This window comes from Cuneatibacter caecimuris (assembly GCF_004216775.1).
GTDB lineage: Bacteria > Bacillota > Clostridia > Lachnospirales > Lachnospiraceae > Cuneatibacter > Cuneatibacter caecimuris.
In genome coordinates, this window is sequence record NZ_SGXF01000004.1 from 153099 (window position 1) to 165777 (window position 12679).

The 12679-nt window shown below is 48.8% G+C and carries 11 protein-coding genes; 7 read left to right on the top strand and 4 right to left on the bottom strand.

What is annotated here, in order from left to right:
- The first annotated feature begins 84 nt into the window (after window positions 1–84).
- The 4 genes from EV209_RS10890 to EV209_RS10905 all read left to right on the top strand — a co-directional run bounded on the left by EV209_RS10890 (window position 85) and on the right by EV209_RS10905 (window position 3504).
- Window positions 85–297: a DUF1858 domain-containing protein gene (locus EV209_RS10890; protein WP_130435494.1), complete on the top strand. Its 213-nt coding sequence runs from the start codon at window positions 85–87 to the stop codon at window positions 295–297.
- A gap of 15 nt (window positions 298–312) precedes the next feature.
- Complete coding sequence (locus EV209_RS10895; protein ID WP_130435495.1) at window positions 313–1230, top strand: aldose 1-epimerase; 918 nt, start codon at window positions 313–315, stop codon at window positions 1228–1230.
- Between the two features lie 375 nt (window positions 1231–1605).
- The gene (locus EV209_RS10900) at window positions 1606–2274 is read left to right on the top strand and encodes a YoaK family protein (protein ID WP_130435496.1); all 669 of its coding nucleotides are present in this window, start codon (window positions 1606–1608) and stop codon (window positions 2272–2274) included.
- Between the two features lie 21 nt (window positions 2275–2295).
- Window positions 2296–3504 carry a hypothetical protein gene (locus EV209_RS10905; protein WP_130435497.1) on the top strand — a complete coding sequence of 403 codons (1209 nt, stop codon included), beginning with the start codon at window positions 2296–2298 and terminating at the stop codon, window positions 3502–3504.
- A 25-nt stretch (window positions 3505–3529) separates the two neighbouring features.
- Here EV209_RS10905 and EV209_RS10910 read toward each other — a convergent pair whose 3' ends face one another.
- The 4 genes from EV209_RS10910 to EV209_RS10925 are packed head-to-tail and all read right to left on the bottom strand — an operon-like array spanning window position 3530 to window position 8806.
- Complete coding sequence (locus EV209_RS10910) at window positions 3530–4966, bottom strand: HAMP domain-containing sensor histidine kinase (protein ID WP_130435498.1); 1437 nt, start codon at window positions 4964–4966, stop codon at window positions 3530–3532.
- Window positions 4963–5661, bottom strand: a complete 699-nt coding sequence (locus EV209_RS10915) for a response regulator (RefSeq protein WP_130435499.1) — start codon at window positions 5659–5661, stop codon at window positions 4963–4965. The genes EV209_RS10910 and EV209_RS10915 overlap by 4 nt, the downstream gene beginning before the upstream one ends.
- 18 nt (window positions 5662–5679) lie before the next feature.
- Window positions 5680–8091, bottom strand: a complete 2412-nt coding sequence (locus EV209_RS10920) for an endonuclease MutS2 (RefSeq protein ID WP_130435500.1) — start codon at window positions 8089–8091, stop codon at window positions 5680–5682.
- 19 nt (window positions 8092–8110) lie between these two features.
- Complete coding sequence (locus EV209_RS10925) at window positions 8111–8806, bottom strand: 2-phosphosulfolactate phosphatase (protein WP_130435501.1); 696 nt, start codon at window positions 8804–8806, stop codon at window positions 8111–8113.
- Window positions 8807–8984: 178 nt separating this feature from the next.
- On the opposite strand from EV209_RS10925, the gene EV209_RS10930 reads away from it, so the two are divergent.
- From EV209_RS10930 to rlmD, 3 genes are read left to right on the top strand one after another with little or no spacing between them, the layout of a single operon-like run.
- Window positions 8985–10316 carry a S1C family serine protease gene (locus EV209_RS10930; RefSeq protein ID WP_130435502.1) on the top strand — a complete coding sequence of 444 codons (1332 nt, stop codon included), beginning with the start codon at window positions 8985–8987 and terminating at the stop codon, window positions 10314–10316.
- A 7-nt stretch (window positions 10317–10323) separates the two neighbouring features.
- Window positions 10324–11265 (top strand): 3'-5' exoribonuclease YhaM family protein, encoded by a 942-nt coding sequence (locus EV209_RS10935; RefSeq protein WP_130435503.1) that lies wholly within the window; start codon window positions 10324–10326, stop codon window positions 11263–11265.
- Window positions 11266–11284: 19 nt separating this feature from the next.
- Window positions 11285–12661, top strand: a complete 1377-nt coding sequence (gene rlmD / locus EV209_RS10940) for a 23S rRNA (uracil(1939)-C(5))-methyltransferase RlmD (RefSeq protein WP_130435504.1) — start codon at window positions 11285–11287, stop codon at window positions 12659–12661.
- Window positions 12662–12679: the final 18 nt, after the last annotated feature.

Sequence of the window (12679 nt, forward strand, 5' to 3'; positions counted from 1 at the left end):
TCGTATTATACTATCCCTGTAGCGCTGTTTTTTCAGCACTGCCGAAAAAACAAAGAACAATGTACAATGCAAGGAGGAAATAGAATGGCTAAGAAGGTATCAAAAGATATGCTGATCGGAGAACTGATCCGTCTGGATGAGGGAATCGCGCCGATTTTGATGGGAGCAGGCATGCACTGCCTGGGCTGTCCTTCAGCCCAGGGCGAATCACTGGCTGAGGCAGCCTATGTGCATGGCATCAATGCAGATGACCTGGAAGCTGCGATCAATGAATACCTGACCGCGAAAGAAGCTTAAAAAGAGGAAGTCAGGATGAGGGGCGAGGTACAAAATACGGTATATGAGGGGCGCGCCTGCTGCGCTCTGAGCTGCGGAAGCCTGCAGCTCAGAGTGGACCCGGCGGACGGCCTGAATATTTTCAGTGTTGTTTACAATGGGAGAGAAGTTGTAAAATTCCGCAGGGACAGATATGAGGAGGGGAGAACCTATGGGATCCCTATTCTCTATCCTACTCCCAACCGCACCAGGGATGACAGATTCACTTTCAATGAAATGGTGCATGAAACAGAAATGCACGGGCTGGTGAAGAAACATCCCTTTGAGGTGGTATCAATGGAGGCGGATGATGTAGGAGCAGTCCTTACAGGAAGAGTGGTGTTTGAACCAGGCAGCATTCTGTACAGACAGTTTCCATATAAGAGCGAACTGCAAATTACCATTCGGGTGGAAGCGGAGCAGTTTACATACTCTTACAGGGTGAAAAACAGAGATGACCTGCCTCTTCCATACGGTTTTGCCTTGCATCCTTTTTTTGAGAAGCTGGGGCAGGATGTAGAGATGAGGGTTATGGCAGATTCCGTGATGGATGCCGGGGAAGATAAATTGCCTACCGGAGGGCTGATTCCGGTGGAAGGGACAGAATTCGATCTGAGAACTTCCGTGCCGGTTAATGAGAGGGATCTGGACCATGTATATACTGGAATAACAGGGCAGCCCTGCGCCGTGGCTGAGTACGAGGATTTTTGCCTGGAACTGACGGCAGATCCCGTGTTCACGCACCTGGTGGTATTCACTCCTGAACAGGAATTTTTCTGTCTTGAAAACCAGACATGTTCCACGGATGCGGCGAATATGTACAACAGAGGATTTAAAGAGTTGTCCAATCTGCAGATTGTGGAGCCGGGCGGAGAACAGGGCGGGTCCATTGTATTCCGGTTCGCGCCGGGATAACGGCGAATTGAATAAAAATTATAAGCAAAAAGCATGCCGTCAGGCATGCTTTTCGCGTTCAGAAACTTATATTGATGAGTTGGGGAGGAACGCACTGATGTATAAATATAATAATATTTACTACAGCACGGAGAGCACGTTCTCTCAGTTTAACACCCGGCTTATGATGTTAAACTGATTATAGTTTAATAGATATGCGTAAAAATTTCAATAACGGTTTCAAAACACTATTCGACGTATTTCGACATTTGGTTACAGCCTCAAATATATATAATTTTTTTGGGATAATTGCTGCTTTTCCTTGCAGATTGCAGCGGATTGTGATACATTTAATATAATAAAACAGTAGGAAAACATGTGGAGGAGGTGCGTATAATGAAGAAAACAAGAGATCAGAATTGGCAGATGTCTGATACTTACAGGATCGGCGTGTTGCTGGCGCTGGCAGGCGGCTTTTTGGACGCGTATACATTTCTGTGCCGGGGCTATGCCTTTGCCAATGCCCAGACCGGCAATATCGTCCTGATGGGTATCCAGGCTGCGAGGGGGGAATGGGCGGGAGTCTTTTTTTATCTGGTTCCGCTGGCTGCTTTTTTTGCAGGTATTCTTGTGGCTGAAATGATCAGAAAGCGTTATAAGATGAGCCAGTCTATCCATTGGCGGCAGCTGGTGGTAGTTCTGGAAATTTGTATTCTGGCTGTGGCCGCATGGATCCCGCAGGGAAATTGGAATATGGCGGCCAATGCCATGATTTCTTTTGTATGCGCCCTGCAGATAGAAAGTTTCCGGAAGATTAACGGAAATGCATTTGTAACCACACTCTGTACCAGCAATCTGCGCAGCGCTACAGAACTGCTGTACCAGGGAGTACAGAAGAAGGACCGGGGGCTTCTTACCCGCAGCATCCAGTACTTTGGAATACTTCTGTGCTTTGTGATGGGAGCGGTTGCGGGAGGTCTGCTGTCCATAGCGTTTGGCCTGCCGTCCGTGTTGTTTGTATGCGGGCTTTTGGCAGTGGCCTTTGGACTGATGTTTGTGAAGTAGTATCCATGGGGAGGTGGAAGTATGTTTTATAAGCCGGGAATTGAGTATTTTTATAAGCAGCCTATTACGAAAAATAATAAGACATTATGGTATTTTATCCTGATTCTGGTAGTTTTGGTTGCATCGGTGGTGGGGATTGTTTATCTGGTAATATCTCTGATCAGCCATGAGGCCGATGGGCCGGAATGGCAGGGGTATTTCAGCCCGGGCAGCGGCCTCTGTTCTGTAAATGGCGATTATTATATGATCGCGGGCGGACAGGGATATCGATTTGACGGAGACAGTTTGGAACCGGCGGCTGCATTTGACGCGGAAGGGAAACTGGCAGGAACGCTCTCCGCAGATTCCGAACAGTTATATATCCTGGGATTTGAAGAAAATACGCTGTATTTTTATTCCCGAGGCCTGAATGATACAGAGTGGAAGCGGATGGGTGAAATCTGCCAGATGAAAGATGCAGATAAATCCAGAGCGGAGGCTTTCTATCACCGCGGATATTTGTACGCGGAAACTTATGATGAGACGGCAGAGCCTTATCTGTCCGCTGTTTACCGGATACGGGCTGACGGTAAGAAAAAAGCTGAATGTATCAGGGACAGCAGCGCCGGTTTTGTGGTGAGCATGGGCCCCGCGGGGATGCAGGCGTCCGGGGACCATTTGATTGTGGACTCCTATGATCTGAGACAGAAAAACAGCCGCTTTTTCCTGCAGGACTATACAAAAGTCGGAAAACAGCGGGTGAGAGAGCTCAGTTCAACCTTTGACGCCTCCTACTGTCTGGCGGGAGAAGAGCTGTATCAGGTTTTGGAAGTGACAGAGACGGACAGGGAATTGTCTGGCGACGGCGGAGTTTTGATTGAGGCTGGAAAGAGAGTTTTAACCAGAGTCAATATCAGTGAAGATGCAGATCCGCTTCAGTATTTTAAATTGCTGGATGAAAACGAAGAATTTGGGAATGATTCCAGAATTTCCTGGGACGGCAAATATTTGTATATCGACAACCGGGGAACCGGATTGGAAAGCGGGCAGAGAAAGATCTTCATTTATACCCAGGATGGAAAAAGGATCAATGAGATTCCTGTGGAAAGAAGAGATGCGGAATGTTGTTTTGGAGATGAAAGGTATCTGATATTGAGGGACGGCAATCAGGCGCTGTTTTGGGATAAGAAGCAGGCAGGAAATGGCGCTGGTCAGAATGTCTGGAAGGAAGTGGACATTGGGAAGCGTTAGGCGTGAAGAAAGAGAAGCGGGAGTCCTATTTGGGATTCCCGCCTTTTTCACGCCCGGCATTTGCCATCTGAAGAGTAAAAATAAATTCGCTGCCCACCCCTTCGGTGCTGATTACGTCAATGGTCTGATTGTGGGCCAGAATAATTTCTTTTGTGATGGAAAGACCCAGCCCTGTGCCCTTTTTATCCTTGCCCCGGGAGGGATCTGTTTTATAGAACCGGTCAAAGATCTTCCCCTGGCTTTCTCTGGGGATACCGGCGCCGGAATCCTTGACGGAGACAAATACTTTCCCGTAACGGTCTGTGGTGGAAATGGCTATGGAAGAATCCTGACGGCTGAATTTTATTGCGTTATCAATCAGATTATAAAGTACCTGCTGTATTTTGCCTATGTCCGCGGTGACGATGAGTTCTCTGGAGGAGGTGGTCAGGTCAAATGTAATTCCCTTTTTGCCGCATAGCCCTTCAAAAGCCGCGATGGTTTTTTTCACAACGTGGTTTATATCAAAATTGCTGTATTCCAGGAAAGCGCCTTTGCTGTCAAAGGTATTCAGGGTCAGAAGATTCTGCGTCAGCTTAGTAAGACGGTTGGTTTCATCCAGAACAATATTCAGGTATTTGTCCTGCAACTGTGGAGGAATTGTGCCGTCCTGGATGGCTTCGATATAACCTTTGATGGAGGTCAGCGGGGAACGGAAATCGTGAGAAACATTTGCCACAAATTTTCTTTGGCTTTCTCCGGTATTGTTCAGCTCGCTGGCCATATATTTCAGAGTTGCGGAAAGATATCCCATTTCGTCGTGGGTGTGTACTCCCGGATCGTAGGTGAGATTTCCGGCAGCGTATTCGTTGGCAGCTTTGTTGATTTTCCGCAAAGGATTGTAAATAACAAAATGCAGTAAAATCAATATAACAAAGGACAGGGCAAATATAATCAATGAGATCAGATAGACAATGTTCATTGCTCCGTCCTGGGCGGCTTTGAGCTCAGAAACCGGGTAATGGAGAAGCACATAGGCGTTGGTATGGTACTGCCCTATCATCTGGCAGTAGACGCTGAGCTGTGGGGCCTCAAACATGCCGTAAAAATCACCGATTACATAATATCTGCTGCCGCTGTCAATGGGATCAAAATCCGTTTCTTCAGGAACGTCCCTGTCCCTGGTGGAAAACAAAATCCGGCCCTTGTTGTCCATAATCCAGATTTCTGCATTCATACAGCGGTCGACAGCATTGAGCTGCAGGCTCACGCCAGAAGTAAAATTTGTTTCAGAGCCGCTGTAGCTGGAACGGTAGCTGGAAGCGATGGCATTTGCCTCCTGATACATGAGTTCCCTCTGACGGTTCAATACATAGCGGTTACAGAGAAAAGAACCGATGGTGGCTACGGCCGCAAAGCCCAGCAGACCGAACAGCAGATATCCCAGAATAAATTTGGAATACAGTGTTTTGGTTTTTTTCATTTCTTTACCTCAAATTTGTATCCGATTCCCCAGACTGTGGAGATGGACCAGCGGTCATGGTCTTTGATTTTCTCCCTGAGCCTCTTAATATGTACGTCCACTGTTCTGGTATCTCCGATATATTCATAACCCCAGATGTGATCCAAAAGCTGTTCTCTTGTAAACACCTGATTCGGGGAGGACGCCAGGAAATACAGAAGCTCCAGTTCTTTTGGAGGCATTTCCACAGAGTGGCCGCAATAAACCACGGAGTAATTTGTAAGATTAACTGTCAGGTCCGGATATTCAACAAACTGGCCTGTCTCTTCAATGGCGGGAGCTGCGGGGACTGTCCTGCGCAGCACTGCTTTCACCCGGGCCACAAGTTCCTTGGAATCGAAGGGTTTGATCATATAATCATCGGCCCCCAGTTCCAGTCCCAGCACCTTATCAAAGATTTCTCCTTTTGCTGAAAGCATGATGATAGGAACGGACGAAGTGCGGCGAACTTCCCGGCATACCTGGTATCCGTCGATGCCCGGGAGCATCAGATCCAGAAGGATCAGCTCCGGGCGGAAGTCCGGAATGGCAGCCAGGGCAGCTTCCCCGTCATGTACAATCTGTGTGGAAAAGCATTCTTTCATCAGGTAAAGGGATATTAGTTCTGCGATGTTCTCATCATCGTCAACAATCAGGATCTTCTGTTTTTCTGCCATGGCTTTTCTGTCCTCCTGTTACTTAAATTCTACGATAGTCACGCCGGTATCTCCCTCGCCGTAGTTGCCAAGGCGGAAAGATTTTACATATTTCAGTCTGCGCAGATGGTTATGGACGCCTGAACGCAGCGCTCCGGTCCCCCGGCCATGCACCACCCGCACCTGTTCCAGATGGGACAGATAGGCGTCGTCCAGATATTTATCCAGTTCCGGAATTGCTTCATCCACAGTCATGCCGATGAGATTTACTTCCGGAGAAATACTTGCAGATTTGTTCATGCGCATCTGGCTGGCGGAGCCTTTCTCCAGAGATTTTCCGGCGTACTTAGAGGCCAGTCCGGCCTGCTGTACTCCGTCTCCGGAAATGGTGGATTCCTGAACCGGTTCCAGGTCGTCCAGTTTTACCTTGGAGCGGAGAATACCCATCTGGACATAGAGCTCTCCTCTGGAATCCGGCAGAGAACTGACAGTCCCCTTTACATTCATGGACAGCACTTTAACTGCGTCCCCGATTTTTAATTCTTTGGGACTGACCTTTTTTTTGGGCTTCTGCGGTTTGCGCACAAGCTTGCTTTCCACTCCGGTAAGTTTTTCCCTTAAGCGGGTGCGCTCCTGTTCCAGAATCCGTCCGGTTTCTCCGTCGGAGGTATGCTTGTTGATCGTTTTGATTGTCTGGTCCGCAAAATCTTTGGCATCCTGAAGCACCTGGCGGGCTTTTTCATTGGCCTCTTCCAGAATCTTCGCTTTTTGAGATTCCAGCCGCTCTTCTCTGGCGGCCAGAGAGGATTTCAGGGAATCTGTCTCTTTGCGCAGCCGCTCCAGTTCCGCCTGTTCCTGTTCCATGCGGATACGGGATTTTTCCAGGTTGCTGATCACATCTTCAAAACTTTCCGCTTCTGCGTCTATTCTCTTTTTCGCATCTTCAATAATATATTCCGGCAGCCCAAGTTTTCTGGAAATGGCAAAGGCATTGCTCTTTCCTGGAATGCCGATGAGCAGCCGGTAAGTTGGCCGCAGGGTCTCCACATCGAATTCGCAGCAGGCATTTTCCACGCCGGGCGTGGAAAGAGCAAAGATTTTCAACTCACTGTAGTGTGTTGTCGCCATTGCGCGCACCTGCATATTGTGCAGAAAGGACAGGATAGAAATGGCGAGAGCCGCGCCTTCAGTGGGATCGGTTCCTGCCCCAAGTTCATCAAACAGCACAAGCGACCGGTCGTCCGCTTCCTCCAGTATGGAAACAATGTTGGTCATATGGGAAGAAAATGTGCTGAGACTCTGTTCAATGCTTTGTTCGTCCCCGATGTCTGCGTACACTTCTGTAAACAGGGCCAGTTCAGAGCCGTCAAAAGCCGGGATATGAAGGCCTGCCTGCCCCATGAGGGTAAACAGCCCCACTGTTTTTAATGAAACGGTTTTACCCCCTGTATTAGGGCCGGTGACAATCAGGAGATCAAATTCTTTTCCCAGGTGGATGTCGATAGGGACTACTTTATCCCCCGGAAGCAAGGGATGCCGGCCTTTTTTGATATTAATATAACCTCTGTCATTAAACAGGGGGGCGCTTGCTTTCTGCACTTTCGCCAGCGATGCCTTTGCAAAAATAAAATCCAGTTCAGTCAGGATATTCAGGTCCTCCTGCAGTTCTTCCTCATGCTGGGCTGCCAGCTCGCTCAAAGCCGCCAGAATCACCTCAATTTCTTTCTGCTCTTTGATTTCCAGCTCCCGCAGTTCATTATTCAGTTTGACTACAGCCATGGGTTCCACAAAGACAGTGGAGCCGCTGGAACTCTGATCATGGATCATGCCGGCTACCTGGCTGCGGTATTCGTTTTTGACGGGCACGCAGTAGCGCCCGTTTCGCATGGTGATGACAGCATCCTGCAGGTAAGCGCGGGAGGAGTTCAGCATGGAATTGAGCTGGCTGTGGATTTTTTCATTTGCCAGCGCCATGCTCCGGCGGATGGACCTGAGGGCCGGGCTGGCGTCATCGCTGATATCTTCTTCGGAGATAATACACCGGTCGATCTCTCTTCCCAGAGCGGAAATCGTCTGTAGGGACTGGAATTTTTCATCCAGGCTGTCATATTCTTCTTCCGGAAGATCGCGGCAGCCGAAGGACCGGGCTCTGGCGGCTACACGAAGAACCGCGTTGATCCGCAGCAGTTCCGGAGCTCCCAGGGAGCTGCCTACATGAAGACGCATCAGCGTGTCCCTGATATCTTTCACACCGGAAAAAGAAACAGAACCCCGGCTTAGGATACGTTTCAGCGCGTCTTCCGTCTCCTTTTGGGCTTTTTTAATAGATTCCAGTGAATCCATGGGCACAAGGGCAAGGCAGGCTTCCCGTCCCATAGGGGTGGTTGCATGCTGTGCTAGTTGATCTGTTATTTTATGGTACTCCAGTACCCGTAATGCTTTTTCGTTCATATCTTCTCCTGTTTATAATCTATAAAACATCTATTTTTTCTGTACAAGTGTCGCCTGCGTCATTTTTTCTGATACGGATCACAAATGGGAATTGATCATATTTCACGCAGAGGTGGAAATCTTCTTTAGGAAATACATCCTGTCTGTCCGGATCAAAAAAATGCGTCCCCCCGTCATACCGGAGATTTGAAATCCCGCGGCTGATATTGAATGGCTGCTGTTTCAGCAGGCTTTTGATATATTCCGCACAGAGATAATCCTCTTTTGCCCTGCGCCTGCCGCCTACCCCCATACAGACCAGGGATACTGTTTCAGGATTTTTTGCGCGGATATACTGGGCGACAGCCGAGGCATTGACAAGGCTGCCTGTAATAATTTCTTCAGCGCCATGTGCATTGGCAATTCCTTGGGTTCCTGCGCTGGTGGTATGGATTACCTTTTTCCCGCGAATGGGAAAATTTATAATGGCAGAAGGAGAGTTGCCAAAATCAAAACCGGCGCACTTTTTACCCTTTCGTTCACCGGCCAGCAGACTGCCGGGATATTTTTCACGATATTGATAGGCTTTTTCCAGCGTGTCCACGGGAAATATGGTTTCAGCTCCAAGTGCATAGAGATAGCATTCCAGCGAAAAAGCGCGGAAAACATCTATAATTACGGTGAGTCCTGAAGCGGCTCTGGCGCCCTCCAGCAGGTGCAGGATTTGGATATTCATGATTAGACTCCTGTTATTTTTTTGGGAAATAGCTGCTGAGCACATTATATCACAATTTTTTGTGCAGACCTAGTAGATATCTGTGGATTTTGATAAAAAAAGCTTCCCTTTCGGCAGCAATTCCATTATAATAGGTTTGGTGTATATCATTTCGGCAGGACCGGCAGAGGTGAATGGTATGGCAGAGGAAAAGGATTTTCAGGAAAAACAGCAGGAGGACACTCCTTTTATCCGTGAAAAAATCGTAAAACGGCCTCCCAGCGGAAGGGAAATTGCCAGGCGGATCTGCGTGGGCGTGCTTCTTGCGGCTGTTTTTGGAGCTGCTGCGGGAGGCGCGTTTGCTTTCTTTTTGAACCTGGGGGGAGGGATGGAGCCTGAAACCTCTACCGAAATTGTGTGGACTGACCCTGTGGAACCAGAGACAACACAAGCAGAGAGTTCAGCTCAGGTTTCGGAAACAGAAGTACAGACGTCTACCGAGGAAGAGGACCTGAACAGCCAAATCAGCCAAATCATAGAATCCAGGCTGGCCCAGGAAACTCTAGGGGTCCAGGATGGGCTGCAGATCCAGTCCGCTGTGCAGAAACTGGTAACCCAGGTAGAGAAATCTTCTGTGGATTTGCTGGTGACCATGCAGGGAAAAGACTGGTTTGACCAGACTTATGAAAATAAGCGGGATGCGGTGGGATTTATTGTACATAAAACTGATCAGGAAATACTGCTGCTTGCCAGCAGAAAAATTTTGGAAAATTATGTATCATTAGACGCCGTTTTTTCAGACGGGACAGAGGTGGAGGCAGTGCTGGCCGCCCAGGATACGCTGACCGGAATGGCCATACTGAGTGTTTCGCTGAATGAAGTGGCTCCGGAAATCTCCGCCCGGCTTACAGAGCTTCCGCTGGGTTCTTCCGCGGTGCAGCCGGGGACCCCGGTGATCGCTCTGGGCAGTCCTTTAGGGGTCAGCCGATCTGTAGGCTATACCTATATAAGCTATATCAAGAAGAACAAGCGATTGACAGATTCCAGCTGGACGATGATCTATACAGGGATGCAGACTGTGGCAGGCAGTTCGGGGATATTGATTAACCTGAACGGAGAGCTGATTGGCTGGCTGTGCGACAGCTACAAGGAAAGCGGGATGGAAAACCTGACTGCAGCTGTGGGAATTACAGATATCCGGTACATCCTGCAGGCGCTGTGCAACCAGAAGCCAATTCCTTATCTGGGGATTGTGGGCCGCGATGTGACAGAGGAAATTTCTGAGCAGCAGGGAATTCCTGTGGGGGTATACCTCACTACTGTGGAAGAAAACAGTCCTGCTTATGCGGGGAATCTGCAGAATGGGGATGTGATTGTTGCAATAGGCAATACGCCGATTGAAAATATGAAACAGCTCATAGGGGAGCTGAATGAACTGTCGCCGGGAGACAAGGTGGTGATTACAGCCGTCCGTTCCGGCAGGGATGAGAACAGGGAGCTGCAGTTCCCTGTGACGTTAATGACAAGATAGGAGGAATATGCGTTATATTCAGGATTTAAGAGAGGGAGAGAGAATATCAGCAATCTGGTTCTGCAAACAGAAACAGACGGGAACCACGAAAAACGGACGGAGCTATTATTCTCTGATCCTGCAGGATAAAACAGGAACAATAGACGCCAAGGTCTGGGATTTGGGCCCTGGGATTGACCATTTTGACCCAATGGATTTTATTCAGGTGGAGGCAGAGGTGACTTCTTTTGCGGGTTCGCTGCAGCTCAATGTAAAAAGGGTGCGCAGGGCCGGAGAAGGCGAGTATAACCCCGGAGATTTCTTCCCCACTTCCCAGCGGGACCCTGAAGAAATGTATCAGGAGCTGCTGCAGCTGGCTGCTAAGGTAAAAAATGAAAAGCTGAGCCGGCTGGTTTCCAGCTTTTTTATAGATGATAAGAAGTTTGCGGAATCATTCAAGAAACATTCTGCTGCTAAAAGCGTGCATCATGGATTTATCGGAGGGCTGCTGCAGCATACGCTGGCGGTGACCAAACTCTGTGATTTTTATTGCACCCAGTATCCGCTTCTGAACCGGGATCTGCTGTTAACGGCAGCCATGTTTCACGATATCGGAAAACTGGAGGAGCTGTCGGATTTTCCGGCCAATGATTATACGGACGACGGGCAGCTGCTGGGTCATATCATGATTGGGGTGGAACGGATCGGAGAACGTATCCGGGAAATTCCGGGATTTCCCGCAAAGCTGGCTTCAGAACTGAAGCACTGTATTCTGGCTCATCACGGGGAATATGAGTACGGTTCTCCCAAAAAGCCTGCGATTATCGAAGCGCTGGCATTGAATTTTGCGGATAATACAGATGCAAAACTGGAAATTATGACGGAACTTTTAGATGGCGCGGATACCATGGAATGGCTGGGCTTTAACAGGCTGATGGACAGCAATGTGCGCAGGACTTCCAGAACATGACAGGAGTGGAGTGAGTTTCATGGAATTGCAGAAAAATGACCTTGTTACAGTAAAAATTGAAGATATGAGCCATGACGGCGAAGGAGTGGGAAAGCTGGAAGGCTTTCCCTTATTCGTGAAAGATACGGTTATCGGTGATGTGGCGGAAGTAAAAATCCTGAAATTGAAAAAGAATTACGGCTATGCCAGGCTGACAGAACTGAAAGAACCGTCTCCTGACAGAGTGGAGCCGCCCTGTCCGCTGTCCCGCAGGTGCGGGGGATGCCAGCTCCAGGCGATGTCCTATGAAAAACAGCTGGAATTTAAGCGGAATAAGGTTCAGAACCATCTTTCACGCATTGGCGGGCTGACTGATGTTGTGGTGCTTCCCGTGATAGGGATGGAATCCCCCTGGCGCTACCGCAATAAGGCGCAGATTCCTGTGGGGTATGACCGGGAGGGCAGGCTGATTTCTGGTTTCTATGCCGGCAGGACCCATGCGATTATTGATCAGGAGGACTGCCTGCTGGGAAACGAAAAAAACAGCCGTATCATGGAGATTGTAAAGGGATTTTTGAAAGAAAACAAGATTGCTGCTTATCAGGAAGAAAGCCATAAGGGCCTGCTTCGCCATGTGCTGATCCGCACTGCCGCAGCCACCGGAGAAGTGATGGTGTGTCTGGTGATCAATGGGAAAAAGTTTCCGCAGGCAGAAAAGCTGACGGAAGCTTTAAAAGTTGTGCCCGGGGTAACCAGTATTTCTCTCAATGTGAACATGGAGCGCACCAATGTGATTCTGGGAAAAGAGCAGATCAATCTCTATGGGCCGGGTTATATTACGGATAAAATCGGAGAAATCAGCTACAGGATTTCTCCTCAGTCGTTTTTTCAGGTGAATCCTGCCCAGACGAGGATTCTGTATGAAACAGCTCTGGAATATGCGCAGCTTACTGGCTTGGAACAGGTGTGGGATCTGTACTGCGGAACGGGGACGATTTCTCTTTTTCTCGCTCAAAAGGCTGATTTTGTAAGAGGGGTGGAGATTGTTCCCGCAGCTGTGGAAAACGCCCGGGACAATGCGGAACTCAACGGGATTAAAAATGCGGAATTTTTTACCGGCAGAGCGGAGGAGGTGCTTCCCCGGATGGTCCGGGAGAACCAGGCAAAAGCGGATGTGATCGTGGTGGACCCTCCCAGGAAGGGGTGCGAGGAATCTCTTCTGGAAACTATGGTAAACATGGAGCCAGAGAGGATTGTTTATGTGAGCTGCGATTCTGCCACGCTGGCCAGGGATCTGAAATATTTGTCCGCGAAGGGGTATGCGGTGGAGAGGGTGCAGCCGGTGGATATGTTTCCTATGACGGTGGGGGTGGAAGTGGTGTGTTTGCTTTCCAAACTTAAATCGGATAAACGTTGAACTTTTTCCAGAGTCTTA